The organism is Methylobacterium sp. WL9 (assembly GCF_008040035.1).
GTDB lineage: Bacteria > Pseudomonadota > Alphaproteobacteria > Rhizobiales > Beijerinckiaceae > Methylobacterium > Methylobacterium thuringiense.
Genome location: NZ_VRVE01000028.1, coordinates 19,936 through 44,571, shown reverse-complemented (window position 1 = coordinate 44,571; position 24,636 = coordinate 19,936). Strand labels below are relative to the sequence as shown.

Annotated in this window: 19 protein-coding genes, 1 tRNA gene, 2 pseudogenes and 1 other annotated feature; of the genes and pseudogenes, 11 read left to right on the top strand and 11 right to left on the bottom strand. The window is 66.4% G+C overall.

Features of this window, described 5'->3' with window-relative positions:
* Positions 1–74: 74 nt before the first annotated feature.
* From FV217_RS10970 to FV217_RS10955, 4 genes are all read right to left on the bottom strand, one after another.
* On the bottom strand, positions 75–353 hold the full coding sequence (locus FV217_RS10970) for a hypothetical protein (protein ID WP_147817217.1): 279 nt from the start codon (positions 351–353) through the stop codon (positions 75–77).
* Between the two features lie 183 nt (positions 354–536).
* Entirely contained in the window at positions 537–1,079 is a 543-nt protein-coding gene (locus FV217_RS10965) for a TetR family transcriptional regulator (protein WP_147817216.1), read from the bottom strand.
* A gap of 219 nt (positions 1,080–1,298) precedes the next feature.
* Positions 1,299–4,406: an efflux RND transporter permease subunit gene (locus tag FV217_RS10960; protein WP_147817215.1), complete on the bottom strand. Its 3,108-nt coding sequence runs from the start codon at positions 4,404–4,406 to the stop codon at positions 1,299–1,301.
* Entirely contained in the window at positions 4,403–5,488 is a 1,086-nt protein-coding gene (locus FV217_RS10955; RefSeq protein WP_147817214.1) for an efflux RND transporter periplasmic adaptor subunit, read from the bottom strand. The genes FV217_RS10960 and FV217_RS10955 overlap by 4 nt, the downstream gene beginning before the upstream one ends.
* Positions 5,489–5,759: 271 nt before the next feature.
* Between FV217_RS10955 and FV217_RS10950 the strand changes: the two genes are divergently transcribed.
* The 3 genes from FV217_RS10950 to FV217_RS10940 all read left to right on the top strand — a co-directional run bounded on the left by FV217_RS10950 (position 5,760) and on the right by FV217_RS10940 (position 8,541).
* Complete coding sequence (locus FV217_RS10950) at positions 5,760–6,671, top strand: alpha/beta hydrolase (protein WP_147817213.1); 912 nt, start codon at positions 5,760–5,762, stop codon at positions 6,669–6,671.
* An 83-nt stretch (positions 6,672–6,754) separates the two neighbouring features.
* Positions 6,755–7,210 carry a DUF302 domain-containing protein gene (locus tag FV217_RS10945; protein WP_348641960.1) on the top strand — a complete coding sequence of 152 codons (456 nt, stop codon included), beginning with the start codon at positions 6,755–6,757 and terminating at the stop codon, positions 7,208–7,210.
* A 41-nt stretch (positions 7,211–7,251) separates the two neighbouring features.
* On the top strand, positions 7,252–8,541 hold the full coding sequence (locus FV217_RS10940) for an MFS transporter (protein WP_147817211.1): 1,290 nt from the start codon (positions 7,252–7,254) through the stop codon (positions 8,539–8,541).
* Positions 8,542–8,907: 366 nt separating this feature from the next.
* On the opposite strand, the pseudogene FV217_RS23405 reads toward FV217_RS10940, so the two are convergent.
* The 4 genes and pseudogenes from FV217_RS23405 to FV217_RS10915 form a co-directional block, all read right to left on the bottom strand.
* Positions 8,908–9,768 (bottom strand): annotated as a pseudogene (locus FV217_RS23405) (transposase); the annotation flags it as partial.
* A 54-nt stretch (positions 9,769–9,822) separates the two neighbouring features.
* Positions 9,823–11,051: pseudogene (locus FV217_RS10930) on the bottom strand (IS3 family transposase).
* Positions 10,654–10,770, bottom strand: a sequence feature (AL1L pseudoknot). Its footprint overlaps the pseudogene before it by 117 nt.
* Before the next feature lie 938 nt (positions 11,052–11,989).
* Complete coding sequence (locus FV217_RS23400; RefSeq protein WP_246682762.1) at positions 11,990–12,997, bottom strand: DUF6538 domain-containing protein; 1,008 nt, start codon at positions 12,995–12,997, stop codon at positions 11,990–11,992.
* Positions 12,998–13,068: 71 nt separating this feature from the next.
* Positions 13,069–13,153 (bottom strand) — tRNA-Leu (locus tag FV217_RS10915).
* A gap of 289 nt (positions 13,154–13,442) precedes the next feature.
* Here FV217_RS10915 and rpsO point away from each other — a divergent pair.
* The 4 genes from rpsO to FV217_RS10895 all read left to right on the top strand — a co-directional run bounded on the left by rpsO (position 13,443) and on the right by FV217_RS10895 (position 19,427).
* A complete protein-coding gene (rpsO, locus tag FV217_RS10910) occupies positions 13,443–13,712 on the top strand; it encodes a 30S ribosomal protein S15 (protein ID WP_147817210.1) in 270 nt (89 codons plus the stop codon).
* Positions 13,713–13,920: 208 nt separating this feature from the next.
* Entirely contained in the window at positions 13,921–16,149 is a 2,229-nt protein-coding gene (gene pnp, locus FV217_RS10905; RefSeq protein ID WP_147817209.1) for a polyribonucleotide nucleotidyltransferase, read from the top strand.
* Between the two features lie 419 nt (positions 16,150–16,568).
* Positions 16,569–18,638 (top strand): TonB-dependent siderophore receptor, encoded by a 2,070-nt coding sequence (locus FV217_RS10900; RefSeq protein ID WP_246682763.1) that lies wholly within the window; start codon positions 16,569–16,571, stop codon positions 18,636–18,638.
* Between the two features lie 138 nt (positions 18,639–18,776).
* Positions 18,777–19,427: a glutathione S-transferase family protein gene (locus FV217_RS10895; RefSeq protein ID WP_147817207.1), complete on the top strand. Its 651-nt coding sequence runs from the start codon at positions 18,777–18,779 to the stop codon at positions 19,425–19,427.
* A 16-nt stretch (positions 19,428–19,443) separates the two neighbouring features.
* Here FV217_RS10895 and FV217_RS10890 read toward each other — a convergent pair whose 3' ends face one another.
* Positions 19,444–20,265 (bottom strand): alpha/beta hydrolase, encoded by an 822-nt coding sequence (locus FV217_RS10890; RefSeq protein WP_147817206.1) that lies wholly within the window; start codon positions 20,263–20,265, stop codon positions 19,444–19,446.
* Positions 20,266–20,429: 164 nt separating this feature from the next.
* Between FV217_RS10890 and FV217_RS10885 the strand changes: the two genes are divergently transcribed.
* Complete coding sequence (locus FV217_RS10885; RefSeq protein WP_147817205.1) at positions 20,430–20,660, top strand: DUF2892 domain-containing protein; 231 nt, start codon at positions 20,430–20,432, stop codon at positions 20,658–20,660.
* 158 nt (positions 20,661–20,818) lie between these two features.
* On the opposite strand, the gene FV217_RS10880 is transcribed toward FV217_RS10885, so the two are convergent.
* The gene (locus FV217_RS10880; RefSeq protein ID WP_147817204.1) at positions 20,819–21,085 is read right to left on the bottom strand and encodes a GlsB/YeaQ/YmgE family stress response membrane protein; all 267 of its coding nucleotides are present in this window, start codon (positions 21,083–21,085) and stop codon (positions 20,819–20,821) included.
* A 220-nt stretch (positions 21,086–21,305) separates the two neighbouring features.
* Here FV217_RS10880 and FV217_RS10875 point away from each other — a divergent pair, with 220 nt between their 5' ends.
* Both FV217_RS10875 and FV217_RS10870 read left to right on the top strand, forming a co-directional pair.
* On the top strand, positions 21,306–21,665 hold the full coding sequence (locus FV217_RS10875) for a RidA family protein (RefSeq protein ID WP_147817203.1): 360 nt from the start codon (positions 21,306–21,308) through the stop codon (positions 21,663–21,665).
* An 8-nt stretch (positions 21,666–21,673) separates the two neighbouring features.
* Positions 21,674–22,768 (top strand): polyamine ABC transporter substrate-binding protein, encoded by a 1,095-nt coding sequence (locus FV217_RS10870; RefSeq protein WP_147817220.1) that lies wholly within the window; start codon positions 21,674–21,676, stop codon positions 22,766–22,768.
* Positions 22,769–22,948: 180 nt separating this feature from the next.
* On the opposite strand, the gene FV217_RS10865 is transcribed toward FV217_RS10870, so the two are convergent.
* Entirely contained in the window at positions 22,949–23,362 is a 414-nt protein-coding gene (locus tag FV217_RS10865; protein WP_147817202.1) for a DUF3597 domain-containing protein, read from the bottom strand.
* Positions 23,363–23,562: 200 nt separating this feature from the next.
* Between FV217_RS10865 and FV217_RS10860 the strand changes: the two genes are divergently transcribed.
* On the top strand, positions 23,563–24,573 hold the full coding sequence (locus FV217_RS10860) for an ABC transporter substrate-binding protein (protein ID WP_147817201.1): 1,011 nt from the start codon (positions 23,563–23,565) through the stop codon (positions 24,571–24,573).
* Positions 24,574–24,636 lie beyond the last annotated feature (63 nt).

Below are 24,636 nucleotides of genomic sequence, written 5' to 3'. Positions count from 1 at the left end.
CGACGCGCTCACGCAGATCGGACGACAACGGCGACGACATCGACCCTCCTGTCGAAAGCAGACAGGGAATCAGATCAGCCCGCGTGTGAAAACCCAGCCCGACTCCGCGTGATCGGCAGCCGCTCTAACTTCGAACCTGGGCCACCGAATTGGGGCAGGCCAATGCTGCTGACGAACAGGGTTCCGTTCGACGCAGACGCCACGTTCTCGGGAAAGCGGCCGGCGTCCGGCAGACGGATCGCCTTGGGTCCGTCGGATGCGAGGGCGGGCAGGCCCCATAGCGCGAGGATTACCGAAGCCCTCATCAGGTACCGAAGCGGTTCGGCGAGATCCACGGCATGACGATGGTTCATCGACGTTCTCCTTCCGCGCTGGGGATCGACATGTTTCCGGCGGCTATTCCCTGCCGATGCCGGAATCATTATATTACGCATATAATCTATTTAGACGTATCCATGCCGTCAACTGCGTGGGGTTCACTTCGCCCATCGTTCCGGTGACCGGCCTTTACCCATGCCAGGTCGGCCTTCCGGGCCTCAGGGAGCGACCGAGGAATGCGCCGCCTGTAGGAGATCGTTCGCCAGCTTCTCGTCGTTGACGGCCCGCGCCAGGACGACCGCGCCGACGAGCGTCGACAGCGTCGCGAGGGACTTCTGCCGACGGCGCTCCCGCGATGCCTTCGGCGTCAGGTTGGCGAGGATGGAGGCCAGGCGCTCGACGCCGTGGGTGAAGCGCGTCCGGACAGGGCTACCCAGCCCTTCGCGCGAGACGTCGTTCGCCAGGGCCGCCAGGGGACACCCCTTGCCAGGTGTCTGGACGTGCGCAAGCGAAAGGTAGGTCGCCAGGATGCTGTCAACGTCCCCGCGCCGGTCCTCGTCGAGCGCGGCATCGAACGCCTCGACGGCCAAGGCATCCTTGTTGGCGAACTGGCCGTAGAAGCCGCCATGGGTCAGGCCGGCGGAGGCCATGATGTCGGCGACGCCCACCCCGTTAAGCCCGCGCTCGCGGAATAGGGACGCTGCGACCTCGACCACGCGCTGACGGTTGAGCCTGGCCTGCTCCTGCGAAACTCTCGGCATACCCTGATCCTTTGGCCTTCCATCCCATATAGATGCATAACGTCATCTAAAGAAGGGGCGCTCCTGCCGCTTTACCTGCGAAGCCACTTGGGAATCGACAATCGACCGGCCTGCGCGAGGGGGCGGAGCGCAGGCCGGCCGTCGTACCGCACGCCCGGTTGCCCGTCGCGCGATCCTCGGATGTCCCGGAGCCGGGACATGAACTTGTTGTAAGCGGCTTCATGACTTCGCTGGGAGCGACATCTCGCCGGCGCCCGATGCGACACCCTCGCCTTTCGGCACGCGTGCCACCCGGAACCACAAGGCATAGAGCGCGGGCAGAAACAGCAGGGTCAGCAGGGTGCCGACGCCGACGCCGCCGATCAGGACGTAGGCCAGGGCCCCCCAGAACACCGAGTGGGTGAGCGGGATGAAGGCCAGCATCGCCGCCGCCGCCGTCAGGATGACGGGCCGGGCCCGCCGCACCGTCGACTCGACGATGGCATCGTAGTCGGACAGGCCAGCCTCCCGGTCGTGGTGGATTTGGTCCACCAGAATCAGGGTGTTGCGCATCAGGATGCCCGACAACGCGATCAGACCGAGGATTGCGTTGAAGCCGAAGGGCTGATGGAAGAACAACAGAGTCGGCGCCGCCCCGACGAGGCCCAGCGGCGCGGTCGCGAACACCATGAACATCGTCGTGAACGACCGGACCTGAATCATGATCACGGTGAGGGTCACGATCAGCATGATGGGGAAGACCGCCACCAGCGACATCATCGCCTTCTCGCTCTCCTCCACGGCGCCGGCCGTGTCGATGCGGTAGCCCGGCGGTAGCTTCGCCTTGATCGGGTCGAGCAGCGGGAAGACCTGGGCGTGAACGTCCGGGGGCTGCTTGCCGTCGAGCACGTCGCCCTGCACCCGGATGTAGGTCTCGCGGTTGTAGCGCTTGAGCACCGCATCCTCGTTCCGGGTCTCCAGCCTCGCGACCTGGGACACCGGGACCTGCCGCCCGTCCCGCGTCGCCAGCGTCAGGTCACCGATCTCGCCCAGCGAGCGTCGCTCGGGGCCGGGGCTGCGCAGCAGCACGTCGACCGAGCGCAGGTTCTCGCGGACCTGCGTCGCCGGCGTCCCGTTGAGATAGCTCTGGAGCTGCTGGCCGGCCTCCTTCGGCGTCAGGCCGATCAGGCGCAGGCGCTCCTGGTCGAGGGCGAGGTGCAGGTTCGGGGTCTTGTTGCCCCAGTCGAGGTGGACGAGGCGCATGTTGGCGTTGGCCCTCATGACATCGGCCACCTCGGCCGAGATGCCGCGGATGACGTCTAGGTCCGGCCCGACCACGCGGAATGCGACGGGGAAGCGGATCGGCGGGCCGAACACGATCTGGAGCACGCGCACCCGTGCCTCCGAGAAGCGACCCTCGTCGACGAGTTTCCGGACCTTGCCTCGCAGGACGTCGCGGGCGTGCGCATCCCCGGTCTGGACGACGATCTGCGCGAAGGCCGGATCGGGCAGTTCGGGGTCGAAGGACAGCACGAAGCGCGGCATGCCCTGGCCGATGTAGCTGGTGATCTCCCCAGCCTCGGGTAGGTCGCGCACGGCGGCCTCGACTTTCTTGACACTGGCCTCGGTGGTCGCGAAGGCCGAGCCCGTCGGCAGGGTCACCTCGACGATGAGCTCGGCCCGCTCGGAATTCGGGAAGAATTGCTGCTCGACCTTGCCCATGGCGACCACGGCGCCCGCGAACAGCGCAACGATGATGCCGGCGGCCATCCACTTGTGATCGACCGACGTCCGCACGACGCGGCGCAGGCGCTGGTAATTCCTCGTGGCGTAGATCGCCTCGTGGCCGCCATCAACCTTCTTGATGTTCGGCAGCAGCTTGACGCCGAGATAGGGCGTGAAGGTCACGGCCACGATCCAGGAGATGATCAGCGAGAACGACACCACCCAGAAGATGTTGCCGGCGTACTCGCCCGCGGTGGAGGCGGCGAAGCCCACGGGCAGGAAGCCGGCGATGGTGACGAGGGTGCCCGTCAGCATCGGCGCGGCGGTGGCGCTCCAGGCGTAGGTCGCCGCCTCGATGCGGTCGACTCCTTCCTCCATGCGCACCACCATCATCTCGATGGCGATGATGGCGTCGTCCACCAGCAGCCCGAGCGAGATGATCAGGGCGCCGAGCGTGATGCGGTCGAAATCGCGTCCGGTGACCATCATCACCACGAACACGGCCGAGAGCGTCAGGGGCACGGCCAGCGCCACGACGATGCCGACGCGGAAGCCAAGGGCGACGAGGCTCACGACGATCACCACCCCGAGTGCGGTGAAGAACTTGACCATGAACTCGTGGATGGCGTCGTCGATGACCTTGGCCTGGTCGGTGATCTTCGTGAACGTGATGCCCGTCGGCAGATCGTGGTGGATCGCCACCTCCTCGGCGTTCAGCGCTTCGCCGAGCTTGAGGCCGTTGAAGCCGGGCTTCATGACGAGGCCGAGCATTACGGCCGGCTCGCCGTCGTTGCGGATCGCGAAGACCTTCGGGTCCTCGTAGCCGCGCTTCACTTCGGCGATGTCGCCGAGCTTGAGGCTGCGGTCGCCAGCGGCCACCGGCAGGTTGCGGATCGCGTCGAGGCCGTCGATGGCCCCGTCGAGGCGCAGGTAGACCCGGGGGCCGGCGGTCTCGACGAAGCCCGCCGGTGTGACGTCGTTCTGGTTGGCGAGGGACTGCAGCAGCTGCTGGCCGTTGATGCCGAGCGTGGCGAGCCGCTGGTAGGAGATCTCGACAAAGATCTTCTGGGCCTGCTCGCCCAGGATGTTGATCTTCTCGACGCCGGCCACGCGCAGCAGGCGCTGGCGCAGGTCCTCGGCCCTCATGACGAGGTGGCGGTGCGGCAGGCCCTTCGCCTGGAGAGCGTAGAGCGAGAAGTAGATGTCCGAGAACTCGTCGTTGAACAGCGGCCCCATCACCCCGCGCGGCAGGCCCGAGGCCTGGTCGGAGAGCTTCTTGCGTGCCTGGTAGAACTCCGACTGAAGCTTCGCCGGCGGCATGTTGTCCTTGAAGAACACTTTCATCAGCATCAGGCCGGGCCGGACCGTGGTCTCGACCCGGTCGTAGTAGACGAGTTCCTGGAGGCGCTTTTCCAGCGGGTCGGCGACCTGCCGCTGCATCTCGTCGGTGGTGGCGCCGGGCCACGCGGCCGAAACGGCCATGGTCTTCACCGTGAAGGCCGGATCCTCGGCGCGCCCGAGCTTCTGGAAGGCAAAGAACCCGGCGGCCGTCAGCGCAAGGATCAGGAACAGCGTGACGGCCCGTTCCCGGACCGCCAGGGCAGAGAGATTGAAGCCGGTCACTTGGCGTCTCCCGTCATGCTGGCGGGCGCCTGACGGACCGTCTGGCCGGCCTTGAGGAGATGGGCGCCGAGCGACACGATCCGGTCGCCGGGGCTGAGGCCGGATGCGACCTCCGCGCTCTCTTCGGAGAGCCGCGCGATGCCGACCTTTTGGGCGGTGACGGTGCCGGTGGCCGTATCGAACCTCCAGACCGCCGAGCCGTTGCCTGCGTCGAACAGGGCTGCCAGCGGCACCTCGACCGGAGCCGCGCGTCCGGTCTCGGCGGCCTTGAGCCGAAGCGTCACGGTCGCGCCGAGCGGCGCGTCCTCGCCGCCGCCCGATAGGATGTACCGAGCCCGGTAGGTCCGGGTGGCCGGATCGGCGGTGGCCGACAATTCGCGCAGCCGCGCCGGGTAGGTCGCCTCGCCCTCGGCATAGAGCGTCGCCGAGGCCGCGCCCTTGGCGAGGCGCCGGCTCGCCTCGGGCAGGAAGACCTCCGCCTCGCGGGATCCATCGCGGGCGAGCTTGACCACGGTCTGGCCGGCGGCGACCACCTGACCGGGCTCGGACGGCACCTCCATCACTACGCCGTCGGCATCAGCCTGGAGCTCGGAATAGCCAGCCTGGTTGGAGATCTGGCTCGCCTGGGCCTCGGCGTTGGCGAACTGGGCGATGGCCGCATCCGCCGCGGCCTTGTTCCGGTCGTAGGTCTGCTTCGAGGTCCAGCCGTCGCCAACGAGCTTGCGGCTGCGCTCCTCGTCGGCCTTCGTCCTGATCATCTGCGCGCGGGCGGCCTCGACCGAGGCTCGGGCCGCGGTGAACGCCAGGGTAAAGTCGGTCCGGTCGAGGCGCATCAGCGGCTGGCCGCGCTTCACCCGGTCGCCCGGATCGACGAGGCGCTCGAAGATCTTGCCCCCGACCCGGAAGCCGAGGTTGCTCTCCGTGCGTGCCCGGACGACCCCGGTGTATCGCGAGTCCTTTCCCGTCCCGGGAGCGACCTCGATGGTCTGGACCAGCGGCGGCTCCGAAGGAACCGCGGTCTCGGCCGGCGAGCATCCGGCGAGGGCCAATCCTGTGAGCCCGAGCAACCATCTCGCATTCATCGCCCGTCTCCTCGCGACCAATCCACGGTCGTATTAAGATTATGACTAAAATCTATTATGGGGGTAGATCCGGCGTCAATGGTCCTGGGGCGCATGCGTGAGCGGAATCGCACAATGCGTCGTGATGTTCGGCTTGAAGGGGGTGCATAGGAGGCCGTTGCTCGACGGAGTTGACATTTAAAATGACGACAATAATCTATTTGTGGACGGGGATCGCGATGTCATCCCCGCGTCCGACGCCGGCCTACTATTGCTCGGGGACCCGACCGCCATGATCAAGCAATCCACAACGCCCCTCGGCAAGGAAGCCGAAGACTACACCCGCCGTTGGCTTCCCTCCGGCGAGATCGCCACTACCACCCTGAGGGACGGGACCCGCATCCGCTACGTTCGGGTGGGCCATGGACCAGAACTCGTCCTGATCCACACCGTGCGCACGCAACTCGACCTGTTCCAGCGCGTGATCCCTCTGCTTTCGCCGCACTTCACCGTCTACGCGCTCGACCTGCCAGGCTTCGGCTGGTCGGACCTCAAGCCGGGGCTGCCGAAGGACGAGCCCACCCTGCGGGCGGCTCTCAAGGAGTTCATCGCCAATCTCGGCATCGCGCGGCCGATCCTGGCGGGCGAATCTATCGGCGCGACGCTGTCGCTCTCGCTCGCAGCTGAGCTCGGGGACAAGGTCGAGCGCGTCTTCGCCTTCAACACCTACGATTACCTCCCGGGCCTGGAGCGGTCGAACCTCCTGGCCTCGATCATCATCAAGAGCGTGCGTGCGCCGGTCGTCGGTCCGGTCTTCGCGGCGCTGGAGAACCGGACCATCACCGGCGGCATCATGAGCGGGGGCTTTTCCGACCCGCGAAGCCTGCCCTCGGACCTCCTGGACGAGTATGCCCGAGTCGGCGCCCGCCCCGGCTACAGCAGAGCGGCGCGGACGCTCCTCAAGGCACTTCCAAGCTTCGTTGCCGCCCGTGCCCGCTACCGCTCCGTCAATGCGCCCGTCACGCTGGTCTGGGGCGACAAGGACTGGTCGACCCTCCAGGATCGCACCGGCGTCGAGAGAGCCGTGCCGTCGCCGACCGTCGTCACCCTCGAACGGACCGGGCACTTCAGTGCTCTGGAACGCCCGCAGGCCTGGGTCGACATCATCCTTGCGGCTACGGCGAAGGCCCGGGCTGTCGCCTGAGGGCCGGCGGACCGTCGCTCCTCATCCATGCCAGTCGCGGAGTTGGACCGATGAACGATCACATTACCTCGACCCCCGTCACGGTGGAGCACGTGACGCTCCGTTCGGCGAAGCCCTTCGAGACGGTCCGGGAGGCGCTGGAAGCCGCAGTGCCGCCCCTGGACCATACCTATGCCAAGCTCTTGCTGGACGGAAAGGTGGATGAGGCGCGCGACCGCCTCGAACGCCAGGCACCGCTCTCGATCTTCGGCGTGCGGGATCACGGCGGCCTGCTGCTCACGGCCGGCCTGACCCGCAAGGCCATCCAGTACGACATCGGCAATCCGCTCACGGCCAGCCGGATGACACGGCACGTTCTGGCCGCTGCCTTGTACGCGCCGATCCGAGTGCTCCTGCGTGAAGATGCCGAGGGCAACGTCGCGTTCGAGTACGACCGCCCGGCCACAACCTTCGGACAGTTCGGCAACCCGGACGTCGATCGCGTCGCGCGTGACCTGGATGCGCAACTCCGGACCACGCTCGCCGCTGCTGCCGGCTGAACAGGAGCAGCGCTGTTGCGATATCTGCTTGTCTGACTCGGATGAAAGCAATGAGCCTGACCGCGACCGCCAATGGACAAAACGGGATGCATTACGGCTGGATCGTCGCCGCGGTGACCTTCCTGACGATGCTGGTCACCGCGGGCGCCGTCGGCGCGCCGGGGGTCCTGATCGCACCGCTCGAACGCGAGTTCGGCTGGGCCAATGCCGACATCTCGTCGGCCCTAGCCATACGGCTCGTGCTGTTCGGACTCATGGGGCCGTTCGCGGCGGCCTTCATGAACCGCTTCGGCGTGCGGCGGGTGGCGGCCGTCGCGCTCGTCCTGATCGCCTGCGGGGTCGCCGGCTCCTTCGCGATGACGCAGATCTGGCACCTGCTGCTTTTCTGGGGCGTCATCGTGGGTCTCGGCACGGGGCTGACGGCCATGGTGCTCGGCGCCACCGTCGCCACCCGATGGTTCGTGGCCCGCCGCGGGCTGGTGCTCGGCCTGCTCACGGCGAGCACGGCGACGGGGCAACTGGTGTTCCTGCCGCTGCTCGCGTGGCTCACCGACCGTTACGGATGGCGCACGGCGCTCGCCTTCGTCCTCGTCATGCTGATGACGGCGACGGCCGCGGTCCTCGCGCTGATGCGCGACCGCCCGTCCGATCTCGGGCTTCGCCCCTACGGCGCCACGGCCGACGTCCCCCCGCCGCAGTCACCAGGGGGATTCGCGGCTATGCTGATGTCGCCGCTGCTGGCGCTGCGCGCGGCGTCGACCTCGCTGACCTTCTGGGTGCTGTTCGGAACGTTCTTCGTCTGCGGCGCCAGCACCAACGGCCTCGTCCAGACGCATTTCGTCTCGCTGTGCGGCGATTACGGCATCGCCGCCGTCACCGCCGCGGGCATGCTCGCGGTGATCGGCGTGTTCGACTTCGCCGGCACCGTCGGATCGGGCTGGCTCTCGGACCGTTACGACTGCCGCGTGCTGCTGTTCTGGTACTACGGACTGCGCGGCCTTTCCCTGCTCTACCTGCCGTTCTCCGATTTCACCTTCTACGGGCTTTCGTTGTTCGCGATCTTCTACGGCCTCGATTGGGTCGCCACGGTGCCCCCGACGGTGAAGCTCGTGGCCGACCGGTTCGGCGAGAACGCCAATCTCGTGTTCGGCTGGGTCTTTGCGGGACACCAGCTCGGCGCGGCAACCGCTGCCTATGGGGCCGGCTTCAGCCGGACCGTCTATGCGAGCTACCTGCCGGCCTTCTTCATCGCCGGCGCGCTTTGCCTGTTCGCGGCGGGGGCGCTGCTGCTGATCCGGGAGCGACCGCCTATCGCCGCGATTGCCCGGTGACGATACCCAGGATTGTAAGAACGCAGCTCTTCCAAAGTCCATCCGCCTGCAGGCAGTGTCCGCGTGAATGACCGCTTCTCGTCTTTGGCTCCCAGAAGCAGACGGACCGGGATCGACCCAACCCAGCCGTACGCCCCCGTCCACCACGCTGCCTCAGAGTGGACGTTCCGACCTTCTGCAATGGGTCCAGGCCGTGTCAAAACTCGCGAATTGGGGCTTTTGCGGTCGGGTGACGTTCCGGTCTCGCGAGATTGGTCTGTTCATCGCGTCGAACGGGTTCTTACGGTCGGGAGACGGCCAGTTTTTGGTTGAAAGCGCCTCCTGGACGGTTACTGGGCGTCTTTGGCGGACGATCCGAGCCTTCGCTCAGGTGGGGATCGCCGCCAGGAGCTTCCGGCTTCCCAGGATGTTGAGAACCCGCGTCAGATTGTAGGCCAGGACCTGGAGCGCCATCTCGGTCGAGACGCGCGGCAGGGTCTTGGTCAGGAAGTGCGTGGCCCCCATCCGCGCCTTCAGCGTGCCGAAGGGATGCTCGACCGTCTCACGCCGGACCCGCATGGCCAGCGGATCGCCGTCCAAGCGGCGCTGCACCGTCTCCAGCACATCCTCATGCTCCCAACGCGTCACCCGGCGCTCCCTGCCCGTCGTGCATTCCGCTTTCATCGGGCAGGCCTAGCACACGTTCGTCCAGTACCGATGAAGCGTCAGACCATTCTCCACCGTGGTGCAGCGGTGGGACAGCATCTCGCCCGCCGGGCACAGGTAGGCGTTCTGCTGAGGGCGGTAGAGGAAGTCCTCCTTACCGAAGCGTCCGGCGGCCTTGGCACCCGAGGTCATCGGCCGGGGCAGCGTGACGGAGATGCCGACGCGTTCGCAGGCGAGGATCTGTTCACTGGAATAATAGCCCCGGTCAGCCACCGCATCGAGCGTGTCCGTCTCCAGTGCCTGCTTGGCCCGTGCGGCCATTCCACTGAGCTGTGCCCGGTCCGAGCCGGCATTGGTGACGGCGTGCGAGACAATCAGATGATGCTCGGTCTCGACCGCCACCTGGACGTTATAGCCCACCAAGCCCGACCCGCGCCCGCTGGTCGCCATCGATCGCGCGTCGGGATCGGTCAGTGAGATCTGCCGGTCGGGCGCCGCTTTCATCTGCGCCTCCAGGCCGGCCAACCGCTCCATCTCCTGCCCGAGGCGGGCGATCTTCTCCTTCAGCCGCACCACTTTGGCGGCCAGTTCCGGTGTTGAACCGCGCCGGGTTTCCCGGAGGCCATTGGGTTTGAGTCAGGCTGCCAAGGTTTGTACCTCGGTCTGGGCATAATAGCGCGCTTCGGCCTCGGCGGGAGGGATATTCCCGATTGGTTGGAGCAGACGGCGGGTGTTGAACCAATCGACCCATTCGAGGGTGGCGAACTCGACGGCCTCGAACGACCGCCACGGGCCACGCCGATGGATCACCTCGGCTTTGAACAGGCCGTTGATCGTCTCGGCCAGCGCGTTGTCGTAGCTGTCGCCGACGCTGCCGACGGACGGCTCGACGCCCGCCTCCGCCAGCCGCTCGGTGTAGCGGATCGACAGGTATTGTGAGCCCCTGTCGCTATGGTGCACGCGCCCGCCGTCCTAGACGGGACGACGCTCGTGCAGGGCCTGCTCCAAAGCGTCGAGTACGAAGGCGGCGTGGGCGGTCCGGGAGACCCGCCAGCCGACGATGCGGCGGGCGAAGACGTCGATCACGAAAGCCACGTAGACGAAGCCAGACCAGGTCGCGACGTAGGTGAAGTCGCTGACCCACAGGGCGTTGGGGCGCGGTGCCTTGCACTGCCGGTTGACCCGGTCGAGCGGGCACAAAGCGGCCGGATCTGGGATCGTCGTCCGGACTGTCTTACCCCGCACGACACCCTTCAGCCTCATCGCCCGCATCAGCCGCGCCACCGTGCACCGAGCCACCACGATCCCGTCCCGGCCGAGCTGACGCCAGACCTTGCGCAGGCCGTAGACGTGGAAGTTCGCCTCGAACACGCGCTGGATCTCGACCATCAGCGCCGCGTCGCTCCTGGCCCGTGTCGGCAGCTTGCCGGGGTCGGCACGCCGCGCGGCATAGGCATGGTACGTCGACGGGGCGATCGGCAGCACTCTGCAGATCGGCTCGACCCCGTAGGCATCGCGGTACTCGTCGATGAACGCCTTCATCGTTTGAAAGGGCGGTCGAGCTCGGCAAACGCAAAATATGCGCTGGCTTTCCGGAGGATCTCGTTGGCCTGACGCAACTCGCGGTTCTCCCGCTCCAGCGCCTTGATCCGCTCGCGCTCCTCCGTGCTCGGGCCGCCCCGTTGTCCCGTGTCCCGCTCGGACTGACGGATCCAGTTCCGGAGCGTCTCGCCCGAACAGCCGATCTTGGCCGCGATCGAGCTGATCGCCGCCCATTGCGAGGCATGCTCGCCTTGGTGGTCCAGGACCATCCGCACCGCGCGGGCACGAACCTCAGGGGAATACGGTGGGGTTCGCTTCGTCATCGCTCCATCCTCTCAAGAGTTGGAGCCTCCGGGAAATCCGGAGCGGTTCAGACCGAGGCGGGCTTGGCGAATGCCGATCGGCTTTGGCGAAACGAAATGACGCGCCGCTACGGCCCTGATGGCGTGCTGCTGTACGGCTACGAGAAAGAGCGCAGGGGCGCTCTGGGCTCGTGCCTTCGACAGACGTTCGAGGCGCGGCGGGATGCGGTATCGGCTTGGAGATACGAGCGCCGGCCGGCTGTGCGGAATTGAGAAGACAGGCGCAATCGGCGTTGGCCGAAGAAGAAGCGCTCGCAGCGCGCCAGACAGCAAGCACCTGAAAAACAATATCTTCTGAGATTGCAACGCGTTCGGCGTTGAATGACGTGCCCTACGGGATTAAAATGCAAAATAATTCAAAATAAATTAAGAGCTGGAATTTTTTCGATTTCTCGTTTCATAGCGACAAGGTCGTAATCACCGTAGTTGTTGCCGACAGAACGGTTAGCATGTCCAGTAATGGAATCAGCTATATTCGGTGCTAATGCATAATTGCGCGACAGGGTTTTGAAACGATGTCGCCAAGAATGGCTCGGCGACAGTCGCAAGTCCGTCAGGCCCAAATCTCTTACCCACCGGCCCAAAAATCTTAGTGCCATTCCCGCCGCGGTTGCCAAACTTGTCCGGCTTTAATTGGGAAAATAACGGCCCCCTTCCCTGCCTGTGGACAAAGTCAAGAAAGCCGGCCGCGATCACTGCGGGATGCAGTGGGACTGTCCGTTCCGACCCTACGGTTTTAAGCGAACCGGCCTCAGCATCGAAACGCATAGAGGGCACACCATCGATCTCACGAATATCCTCAGCCCGCAGTTGACATACTTCAGGCAGGCGAGCTCCTGAGTAAGCACACAGCCACGGTACCCAACGGCGCACCGGGTCGCCCTGGCCTTCTGCCGCCTTTAAAATTGTAAGGGCTTCCGCCTCGGTGAAGCTACGGATGCCCTGGCCAGCTTTCTTTTTGACGCTGATCGCAAGTCCTGCAGTTGGATTAGCCGGCAAAAGTCGATTGCTGACGCCCCACTGCAGAATCGTACGCACCGGCGCGAGCTTGGCGTCATTGATCGTTTTCGGCTTGCGGCGACGAGGCTGTTTTTCCAGGCAATGACGTTTTCTGGGGTCACCTGCGAAGCGTCGTTGTGACCAATGAACGATGCAAAATCATGGATCACGCGCTTCCACTCGTAGAGGGTTTTTTCGGTCGGGCCTCTTTCGGCGGCCCACCCAGTCACGAGTTCGATAAAGGTGACAGCTGGGCGGGCCACGGACACCTGTGCTGGCACTTCGCCGACGTTTGTCGCAACTGGCGATCCGAAGATGGGCCCGTCAAACTCCCCCCGCGCGTAGCGTGCGAGGGTCAGGCTCCCTTGCTGCACGGCGGCAGCGATGGCTTTGGCGAGTTTGAGGTGGTCCTCTTCTCCAACGAGGAGACCGTGCCGCTTGAGGAGGGCTGTCGCCTGCTGAAGGCACCAATCCTCCATGGCGGACTGACCACTCTCGACGCTCGCCTTCGCCTCCCGAATCAGTGACGCACCCAAGTCGGGCTGCTGCGACCAGCCCCGACGACGCGGGGACCAGAGCTTATAGCCTAACTCAGTGCGCCAGAAGGTCTGCCGGCTGGGCTCGTCGCGATAGAGGCCGATCCAATGTTCGTAGAAAGGGGCAGCGAGTTCGTGTGCCTCGCGCTCGCTCAAGTGGCGTGGGCCTGCCCGCAATGCCGCCCAACGCTGCTCCAACTCCATGAGACCGACAGCGTGCAGCCGCTTTGCCTCGACGGGGTCTTTAGTGCCGAGGGTGACCTTCTCCTCGCGCTTGCCAACGAGCGCCCGTAAGTCGAGCGGCACAGCACGGCGCAGGTAGTACGAGGCGGTCTTGAGATGCTTCCAGGGACGCGGCGTCATCAACGCCATTGTACCAACCGGGCAGCCTAAGTCTCTGAATCTGCTATTTCGTTTTGCGGATCAGCGGCTTAGCCGGCTGATGGTGCCCAGGAAAGGACTCGAACCTTCACCTCTTGCAAGACTGGTACCTGAAACCAGCGCGTCTACCAATTCCGCCACCTGGGCGTGCGGGCCGGGCCGATGGCCTGGGGCTCGAACGTGCGGCATCGTTTAGGGGGCTCTTGGGGTTGCGTCAATCGGATGTTTGGCGGTGTGGGCCGGTCCGTGCGGCGGCACTGGCGTTGTGCGGGCTTTCGTGTATGGTCCGCGCCGCCTCGACCCGGTGACGGGCGGGGCTTGAACCGCTTGCGCGCGACCCTGCTGGACGACATCCCGGCAGCGGCCGAGCCGCAGGCTGCAGCGCCTCCCGAGGGGAGGTCGCTCGTCCGACACACCCCACACCGAAAGGCCTGCGATGTCGATCTCGGCAGAGCGCAAGACCGCGCTCATCAAGGAATACGCCACAGGTGGCAAGGATACCGGTTCGCCGGAGGTCCAGGTCGCCATCCTCACCGAGCGGATCACCAACCTGACCGGCCACTTCAAGACCCACGGCAAGGACAACCATTCCCGCCGCGGCCTCCTGAAGATGGTCTCGCAGCGCCGCTCGCTGCTCGACTACGTCAAGCGCAAGGACGAGCCGCGCTACCGCTCGCTGATCGAGCGCCTCGGCATCCGCCGCTGATTTTTTGACAGTTTGCGCGGCCCCTCATTCGGGGCCGCGTTTCGAAAAGGGCTGTCCGGACATGGGTCCGGCCGGACCACCACCGGGCGACTTCGAGGCGCGACGCTCAGGGCAGGATCGCGAGAGGCTTCTTCAGACGGAGCCTCTCGCCGTCTTGCCCCTGGCGGCGCCGGGTTCGCCCGCCGCATGAAGGCAAGGATAAAAAAGAATGTTCGACGTCCAACGTGAAGAACTGATGTGGGGCGACCGCAAGCTCGTCCTCGAGACGGGCAAGATCGCCCGCCAGGCCGACGGCGCCGTGCTCGCCACCTACGGCGAGACCACCGTGCTCGCCACCGTCGTCGCGGCGAAGGAGCCGAAGGTCGGCATCGACTTCATGCCGCTCACCGTGAACTACCAGGAGCGCGCCTACGCCGCCGGCCGCATCCCCGGCGGCTACTTCAAGCGCGAAGGCCGCCCCTCCGAGAAGGAGACGCTGGTCTCCCGTCTGATCGACCGTCCGATCCGTCCGCTCTTCATCGAGGGCTGGCGCAACGACACCCAGGTCACCGTCACGGTTCTCAGCCACGACCTCGAGAACGATCCAGACATCGTCGCGATGGTGGCGACCTCCGCCGCCCTGACGCTGTCGGGCATCCCGTTCATGGGTCCGATCGGCGCGGCGCGCGTCGGCTGGCTCAACGGCGCCTACAAGCTGAACCCGGCCGTCAACGAGACCAAGGAAGAGTCGACCCTCGACCTCATCGTCGCCGGCACCACCGACGCCGTGCTGATGGTCGAATCGGAGGCCAAGGAGCTCTCCGAGGACGTGATGCTCGGCGCCGTGATGTTCGGCCACAAGCATTTCCAGCCGGTGATCGAGGCGATCATCCGTCTCGCCGAGAAGGCCGCCAAGGAGCCGCGCGATTTCTCCCCGCCGGAGAACGCCGAGGCCGAGAAGGCCGTGCTCGAGATCGGCGAAGCCGAGCTGCGCGAGGCCTACAAGAAGACGGTCAAGCAGGAGCGCTACGCCGCCGTCGACGCCGTGAAGGCGAAGGTTGTCGCCGCGCTCTGCCCGTCGGATGGCGAGCAGAAGTTCTCGCCTGAGAAGGTCAAGGCCGCCTTCAAGGAGGCGCAGTCCAAGGTCGTGCGCTGGAACGTGCTCGACACCGGCTCGCGCATCGACGGTCGCGACCTCAAGACGGTCCGCCCGATCGTCTCCGACGTCGGCGTGCTGCCGCGCGCCCACGGCTCGGCGGTGTTCACCCGCGGCGAGACCCAGGCCTTCGTGGTCGCCACCCTCGGCACCGGCGAGGACGAGCAGTTCATCGACGCGCTGGAAGGCACCTACAAGGAGCGCTTCCTGCTCCACTACAACTTCCCTCCCTATTCCGTCGGCGAGACCGGCCGGATGGGGTCTCCGGGACGCCGCGAGATCGGCCACGGCAAGCTCGCCTGGCGCGCGATCCGGCCCGTGCTGCCGCCGGCGCACGAGTTCCCCTACACGATCCGCGTGGTCTCTGAGATCACCGAGTCGAACGGCTCGTCCTCGATGGCCTCGGTCTGCGGCGGCTCGCTGTCGCTGATGGATGCGGGCGTGCCCCTGCGCCGTCCGGTCGCCGGCATCGCCATGGGCCTCATCCTCGAGGGTGAGCGCTTCGCGGTGCTGTCCGACATCCTCGGCGACGAGGATCACCTCGGCGACATGGACTTCAAGGTGGCCGGCACGGACGAGGGCATCACCTCGCTCCAGATGGACATCAAGATCGCCGGCATCACCGAGGAGATCATGAAGGTCGCCCTCGCCCAGGCGAAGGACGGACGCGCGCACATCCTGGTCGAGATGGCCAAGGCCCTGACCGCGGCCCGCCCGGAACTCGGCGAGTACGCCCCGCGCATCGAGACGATGCAGATCCCCACCGACAAGATCCGCGACGTGATCGGCACCGGCGGCAAGATCATCCGCGAGATCGTCGAGAAGACCGGCGCCAAGATCAACATCGAGGACACCGGCATCGTCAAGATCGCCTCGTCCGACGGCAATGCGATCAAGGCGGCCTACAATTGGATCCGCTCCATCGTCGCCGAGCCCGAGGCCGGCACGATCTATGACGGCACCATCGTCAAGATCATGGAGTTCGGCGCGTTCGTGAACTTCTTCGGCGCCAAGGACGGCCTCGTCCACATCTCCGAACTCGCCCCGCAGCGGGTCGCCAAGGTCGGCGACGTCGTGGCCGAAGGCCAGAAGGTCAAGGTCAAGTTTTTGGGCGCCGACGACCGCGGAAAAATCCGCCTCTCGATGAAGGTCGTCGACCAGGAGACCGGCGAGGACCTCACCGAGAAGCTCAAGGCCGAGCGCGCCGCCCGCGGCGAGCCCGAGCCGGAAGAGCGTGAGCGCGAGCCGCGCGGCGATCGTGACCGCGGCCCCCGCCGCGAGCGCGGCCCCCGTCGCGACTGAGCTTCTGGCTCAGACGGTGATCCGATGAAGCGCGGTCCCTCGGGGCCGCGCTTTTTCTTTGGGGCCAAGCCATGTGTCCGGCTCATCTGTCGGTCCGGAATCGACGGAAGTTCCGAAAAGTATCGGCAAAGCTGCCGCTTTATCCCGATCTAGTTAATCCAATAAATAATATAAAGATTTTGAGAGTGTTGCCGGATTATGGCTAAGCTTGCGAGCGTTCATCTTGGTAAAACAGGGGGGCGTTCATGCTTAGGACTAGCAACGGACCATTGCGCCTTGTGATGGCACTTGCCGGTTATACCAGTCTGGCAAGTATTCCCTGCGCTATCGCGACGTCCGCCCTGGCTCAACCGCTTCCGGCCGTGCAGGCGGTCCATCCCGGGCCGCAGGCCGCATCGGTCGGCGGCGTGACGCTCGACATGATCAGCGTGGCTGGAACGGGCGGCGGCGTCATCGTCGACAGTTCCGGCGCCCAAGTCGGCTACATCGCCAAGCGGCTGCGTTCGGCGACGAAGACCGATACGGCGCTGATCGATACGCCGCAGGCGATCTCCATCGTCACCCAGCAGCAGATCCGCGACCAGAACGTCCAGAGCATCGGCGAAGCGCTGCGCTACGTCCCCGGCGTCTCCGTGGCGCAGGGCGAGGGTCACCGCGACGAGATCCTCATCCGCGGCCAGCGCACGACCGCCGACTTCTTCGTCAACGGCATCCGCGACGACGCCCGCTATTTTCGCGATCTCTACAACACCCAGCGCATCGAGGTGCTGAAAGGCCCCAACGCGATGATCTTCGGCCGCGGCGGCGGCGGCGGCATCGTCAACCGGGTGCTCAAGGAAGCGGACGGTGTGCCGATCCGCGAAGTCCTGGTGCAGGGCGGCCAGTTCTTCAACAAGCGCGTGGCTTTGGATGTCGGCGACCGCGTCTCCGACACGGTCTTCTTCCGCCTCAACGGGGTGTTCGAGGACACCGAGACCTACCGCGACTTCATCGACGTCCGCCGCTACGGCGTGAATCCGACGATGACCTTCCTGCTCGGGCCGCAGACGACCCTGCGTCTGTCCTACGAGTACTTCTCGGACAACCGCATCGCGGATCGCGGCATCCCCTCGCAGTTCGGGCGTCCCTGGCGCTACCGCGAAAACACCAGCACGCTCTTCGGCGCGCCCTTCATGTCGAACGGCTTCGTCGACGCCCATATCGGCACCGCGCAGCTGGATCACGTCTTCGAAAACGGTGTGATCATGCGCAGTCAGTCGCGCATCGCCGACTACGCGAAGTATCATCAGAACGCCTACCCGAACGGTCCCGTCAATGCCGACGAGACATCGTTCGTGATGCGCGGCTATGGCAGCCAGACCGACCGTACGAACTACTTCAACCAGACCGACTTCACCTACAAGTTCGACACCGGACCCATCGCCCATACCGTGGTTGCCGGTGTGGAACTCGGTTACCAGGAGGGGGTCGATTTCCGGCGCGACTTCATCTGGAACGCGACCGGCAGCCGCAATCTCCCCGTCAATCCCTTCATGCCGACCACGACGGAGGGGGCGGTCCTCCGGAACCTCGCCACCGGTCGAAACAACACCTATCGGCTCGGCGTGGTCTCCGCCTTCGTCCAGGACCAGATCGAGATCAGCGAACATCTGCAGTTCATCGTCGGCGGACGTTTCGACCGCTTCGACTTCGAATCGCGCGACCGCCGTCCCGACCCCGCGACCGGCCTGCCCAGCCAACCCAACGCCCGCGTCGACAACCTCGTTTCGCCGCGCGTCGGCGTCGTGGTGAAGCCGCTGCCGGAGCTGGCCTTCTACAGCAGCTATTCGGTCTCCTTCCTGCCGAGCGCGGGCGATCAGTTCCGCGTGCTGGACCCGACGACCGCGCTGTCCGTGCCCGAGCGGTTCGAGAATATGGAAATCGGCGTGAAGTACGACATCACGCCGACCTTCCAGTTCACGGCCGCGCTGTTCAACCTCGACCGCGACAACCAGCCGATCCCGTCATCCACCGAAGCGGGTTTCTCCGCCGGCCTCGGCCAGACACGCACCCAGGGCATCGAGATCGGCTTGGCGGGCTACGCGACCGATTGGTGGCAGATCTCCGGCGGCTACGCTTATACCGAGCCGCGCATCCTCGCCGATCTGGACGACGACGGCGACACGATCGCGGCGGGCAACCTCGTCGGCGGCGTTCCGCTCAATACTTTCAGCCTGTGGAACAAGTTCGACATCAACGCCCAATTCGCCGTCGGCGTCGGCTATATCTATCAGGATCCCAGCTTCGCATCGTCGGACAACACGGTGCGCCTGCCGAGCTTCTCGCGGTTCGATGCCGGTGTCTTCTACCAGATCAACGAGTCGATGCGGGCCCAGGTGAACATCGAGAACGTCTTCGATCGGCGCTACGTCGTCTCGGCACACAACAACAACAACATCCTCCCCGGCGCGCCGAGGACGGTCCGCGTGCAGCTGATCGCACGGTTCTGAGGGCGGCGAGGGGCAGGGCCTGGAGCCTGCCCCTCGCGTGCGTCCGGAGCCGAATCGCTGTATCGGCTGCCCGCACCGGCGTAGGTGGTGTCGCGAGGCGCCGCGCCTCTTGCAAGGGCGCCGATCACGGAGCCGGCCATGACCGACGACCTCGTCTTCTACACCCACCCGATGTCCCGCGGCCGGATCGTGCGCTGGATGCTGGAGGAGGTCGGGCAGCCGTATCGCACGGAGATCATGGGCTTCGGGACGACGACCCGGCAGCCCGGTTATCTCGCCATCAACCCGATGGGGAAGGTGCCCGCGATCCGCCACGGCGACGCCGTGGTGACGGAATGCGCCGCGATCCTCGCCTATCTTGCCGACGCCTTTCCCGGGGCCTGCCTCGCGCCGCCCGCGGGCGACCGGGCGCGCGGGCCGTATTACCGCTGGCTGTTCTTCGGGGCCGGCCCCGTCGAGGCGGCGGTCGTGAACAGCGTGCTCAAGGTCGAGGTGCCGGACGATCCGCAGATGCGCGGCATGGTCGGCTACGGCAGCCTGGAGGCGGTGCTCGATACCCTGGAAGGCGCGGTATCGCAGACCGAGTATCTCGCCGGCGACCGCTTCAGCGCGGCCGATCTCTATATCGGCGCGCATCTCGGCTGGGGCATGCAGTTCGGCACGATTCCGAAGCGTCCCGCCTTCGAGGCCTATGCCAGCCGGCTCTACGCCCGTCCCGCCGCGGTCAGGGCGCGGGAGATCGACGACGCGCTGATCGCCGAGCAGAAGGCCGCTGCGCCGTCGTCGTAGGGGCCGGCCCTGGCCCCTACCCCTTCGCGAAGGCGATCAGGTCCTGGCTCAGCCGGTCCTTGTGGGTCGCGTAGAGCCCGTGCGGCGCGCCTTCGTAGACCTTCAGCGTCGCCCCCGGGATCGCCTCCGCCGCCCGCTTGCCGCTGACGGCGAAGGGCACGACCTGGTCGTCGTCGCCGTGGATCACCAGGGTCGGCTTGTCGAAAGCCTTCAGGTCCTGCCGGAAATCGGTGGTGCCGAAGGCGTCGACGCAACGGAGCGTCCCGCGCAGGCCCGCCTGCAGCGCCATCTGCAGCGTCCATTGCTGCAGGCCCTCCGAGACCGCGATGCCGGGCCGGCCGACCCCCAAAAAGGTCTTGCCGAAATCGACGAAGAACTGGGCGCGGTCGGCGGAAATGCCCTGCTTCATGCCGTCGAACACCGAGCCGTCGACGCCGTCGGGATTGTCCGGGCCCTTCAGCAGGTAGGGCGGCACGGCGCCGACCAGCGCGGCCGCGCCGATGCGGGCAGTGCCGTGGCGGCCGATGTAGCGGGCGACCTCGCCGCCGCCCATGGAGAAGCCGACGAGCACGGCGTTCGACAGGTCGCCGTGCTCGATCACCGCGGCGAGGTCGTCGGCGAAGGTGTCGTAATCGTAGCCGCCGCCCGGCTGGCTCGACCGGCCGAAGCCGCGCCGGTCGTAGGCGATGACGCGAAACCCCGCCTCGGCCAGCGCCTGGGACTGGTAGTCCCACATGTCGGCGTTGAGCGGCCAGCCGTGGATCAGCACCACCGGGCGGCCCGCGCCCCAGGACTTCACGTAGAGTTCGGTTCCGTCCTGCGTCGTGATCGTCGGCATGGTTCCTCCTGCGGTGTCATGGCCGGGCTGTTCGTCCGAGGGGAACGCACGTGGCCGGTCCGCGTTCGCCCGGCGTTACCGTGATCCGACCGCGGCGCGATGACCGCGCCGTGGTCGTCCGCCGCACGCGCGGCGTCCATCTACGCACCCGGAGAGCACGCCCGATGGCGAACGAGTTGATCGAGGAGATTTTCAGCGGCGAGCCGAATATCGGCTTCACGGAGCGGGCCGTGTCGGTGGCTCTCGGCCTCGGCATCGCCGCCGCCGCCGCCCAGCCCCGCCCGAACCAGTGGCTCAGCCTCGCCGCGCTCGTCGTCGGCGTGGGGCTGGCGGTGCGCGGAGCCACGGGTCATTGCCCGGTGAAGGCGGTGCAGGGCGGCCGCTCGGCGATCTGAGGCGAGAGAGTTCGTTCTCGAAGCCCGAACCACCTCTCCTGGGCGCATGAAGCGGCAGCGGAATGCGACCCGGGGAAGGGCATCGGTGTCGGGACAAGGCAAAAAGAAAGGGCGCCGGATCCGATCCGGCGCCCTCTCCTGTTCCGTGCCGGCTTGCGTCAGAGCGACGTCGAGCGGGTCCGGCCGGCGATGAAGCCGTAGATGGCGAGGACGACGATCGCGCCGACGATCGCGCCGATGAAGCCCGCGCCCTGATTCGGCCCATACCAGCCGAGCGCCTGGCCGAGGAAGGTGGCGACGAAGGCGCCGACGATGCCGAGGATGGTGGTCAGGATGAAGCCCGAGGGCTCCTTGTCGCCCGGCATGATGAACTTGGCGATGACACCGGCGAGAAAGCCGATGATGATGGTCCAGAGAATGCCCATGGCTGCTGTGTCCTAGACGTAGGGATATGCGGCTCCGCTCGAAGCGACATGCTTGGTGCGACTTGGCCGTACAATGGTGCGAGAACGCGGCGGCTGCCCTCGGAGTTGCGCCGCGCTGCGAATTTGTGTCGCGATGCGGCACGCGCGCCGGGGCTCTTTACGCGGGGCGGCCGGAGGGGTCAGAGAGCACCGTTCTTCCACGACGAGGTCCAGACCTGCGATGACGATCGAGCGTTTCGAAAAAGGCCCGCGCATGAGCCAGGCCGCCGCCACCGGCGACATGGTCTATCTCGCGGGGCAGGTCGCGGCCGACACGGTGGGCACCGGCGTCACTGCGCAGACCCAGCAGGTGCTGGAGCAGATCGACCGCCTGCTCGCGGCGGCCGGCAGCGACAAGAGCCGCATCCTCTCGGCCACGATCTACCTCGCCGACATGGCGGGCTTCCCCGAGATGAACGCCGCCTGGGACGCCTGGGTCGACCGCGACGAACCGCCGGCCCGCGCTACCGTCGAGGCGAAGCTCGCCGGCCCGGCCTATCTCGTCGAGATCGTCGTCGTCGCCACGCGGTCCGCGCGGTGAGGCCCCCGCTGCGCCGTGCCATCATCGCCGTCCTCGCGCTGGTCGCACAGGGCCTCGGCGGGCCGGCGCGCGCGGCGGACCGGGTGATCGCGATCTACAACTGGTCGGACTACATCGACCCCAAGGTGCTCGACGCCTTCACCAAGGAGACCGGCATCACGGTCGTCTACGACACCTACGACAGCAACGAGGTGCTCGAGACGCGGCTGCTCGCGGGAAAATCCGGCTACGACGTGGTCGCCCCCTCCGGGCCGTTCCTGCAGCGGCTGATCCGGGCCGGCGTGTTCCAGCCCCTCGACAAGGCGAAGCTGCCGAACCTCGTCAACGTCTGGCCCGAGATCGCCGGACGGCTGCAGGCCTACGACCCCGGCAACGCCTACGCCGTCGACTACATGTGGGGCACCACCGGCATCGGCCTGAACCTCGACATGGTGCGCGAAAAGCTCGGCCCCGATGCAGCGCTGAATTCCTGGAGCCTCGTCCTCAACCCGAGCACGATGAACAAGCTCAAGGAGTGCGGGGTGATGATGATCGACAGCCCCGAGGACCTGATCCCTTCGATCCTGCCGTTCTACGGGCCGAAGATGGACCCCAAGCGCTGGGACGACATCTCGAAGGTCACCGACGCCCTCTACAAGGTCCGCGGATCGATCCGGAAGTTCCACTCGTCGGAATACATCAACGCGCTGGCCAACGGCGATATCTGCGTCGCGGTCGGCTATTCCGGCGACGTGCTGCAGGCGAAGAAGCGCGCGGAGGAGGCCAAGAACGACGTCAAGATCGCCTACCAGATCCCGCGCGAGGGCGCGGAGATGTGGTTCGACACCTTCGCGATCCCGAAAGACGCGCCGCACGCCGCCGACGCGCACGTCTTCCTGAACTACATGCTCCGGCCCGAGGTGGCGGCGGCGAACACCGACTTCGTCTCCTATGCCAGCGGCAACCTGCCGGCGAAGAAGCTGGTGAAGCCGGAGATCCTGGCCAATCCCGGCATCTACCCGGACGAGGCCACCATGCAGCGCTTCGTCGTCAACACCGCCTGGGTCGACCAGACCCAGCGTTTCGTGACGCGCTTGTGGACCCGGATCCGCACGGGGCGGTGAGGGTCTCTCTCCTCCCCCTTGTGGGGAGAAGTTGGAGGTGGGGGTGGTTCCGCCTGCCGGCGTCGGACCAAGCGGAGCCACCCCCACCCTCGGTCCCTGCCCACAAGGGGGAGGGAAGAGTGCGGCCCACGAAAAAGCCCGGCGCTCGCGCACCGGGCTCGACGCTTAACTCACAAAAAATCAGTCCTTGAGATCGGCCGGCACCTTGCCGCCGTTCTCTTCGAGCTTCTTGATGACCTGCTTGTGCAGCCAGACGTTCATCGTGGCCGAGTCGTTCTTGTCGCCGGTGTAGTGAAGTTCGTCGGCGAGCTTCTGGCGGGCGCCGAGGCTCGAATCGAGGTCGATCAGCTTCAGCAGGTCGACGATCGAGGTCTTCCAGTTCAGCTTCTGCGGGTTGTCGGCGGCGAGTTTGGCGAGGTTCGCCTCGATGTCGATCGAGCCGGGGGCCGCGGTGGTGCCACCGCCGGTCGAGGCGGGAGACGCGGCCGTGTCGCTGCCCGTGGAGGTCGGGGCGTCGGCGGGTTTCGCCTGGGCGTCGGAGCTGCCTCCGAACGGGTGGAGGATCTTGCTGACGATGCTGCCGAGAAAGCTCATGGCGGAGTCCCTTGATTTGTGCCGCGCGATTGCAGTTTGCGAGCCGCCGTTAACGAAACCGTGAGGCCGGGTGTTCCGCGCAAATACCCGCGCCGGCGCACCCTCGGGCTTTCCGTCGCGCGCCGCGGGCACATTCCGGCTTGACGTTTCGGGGGGCCGTGCGATGGGGGCGAGGCGTTTCTCTTGGAACCGGTGAGCCGATGCGTCTCCTCCTCAGCGCCGTGGCGGTCCTTGCCGGGCTTCTCGGCCCCCTGCCCGCCTCGGCCGAGCCGGTACCGGTGCGCGTCGGCGTGATCCCGGTGATCGGCGCGGCGCCGGTCTTCGTGGCGCGGGGCGAGGGCTGGCTGAAGGAGGCGGGGCTGGAGCCGACTTTCACCACCTTCGAATCCGGCCCGAACATGATCCAGGCGCTCGCGTCCGGCACCATCGACGTCTACGTCGCCGGCATCGCGCCGCTGGCGGTGGCCCGCACCAAGGGCATCGACGTCCGCGTGGTCGCCGCCACCGCCGTCGAAGAGATGGTGTTCGTCGCCGGTCCGAAGCTCGCGCCGTACTTCGCCAGCGCACCCAGCAAGGCCGAGGCCTTCAAGGCGTTCCGGGCCAAGGAGGGCCGCGCCGCCCGCCTCGCCACGCAGCCGCCGGGCTCGGTGCCGAACACCACCCTGCAGCACTGGCTCTGGCAGGTGGCGAAGGCCGACAAGGCCGACGCCGAGGTGGTGCCGATGGGCATCGACGCGACGCAGCAGGCGGTGCTGGCCGGCGCCATGGACGGCGCCTCGATCCGCGAGCCGGCGCTGACCATCGTCCAGCTGCGCAACCCGGCGATCAAGCTGATCGCCACGGGGGGCGAGATGTTTCCCGACCAGCCCGGCACGGTGGTCGCGGTCTACGGAAAGTTCGCCGACAAGAACCCCGCCGCCGTCGAGGGCCTGGTGAAGGCGCTGGTGCGCGCCACCGACCTCCTGAAATCCGACCCGGCCCGGGCCGCGCCGCATGTCGAGGCGGCGCTCGGCAAGGGTATCACCGACGTCGCCACCATCCAGAAGGCGATCTCCTCGCCGGCCGCCAAATTCATCACCGACCCGCGCACGATCATCGCCGCGACCAAGGCGATGCAGGCCTATCAGGTCACCATCGGCACGCTCGACAAGGAAGCGCCGACCGAGGGGCTGTTCGATTCGAGGCCTTATGAGAAGGCCGTGAAGCCTTAAGTGCCGGCTCGCTTCGCTTCCCCGTTGACCGCGTCGGTGCGGCCCCACTCCGTCATTGCGAGC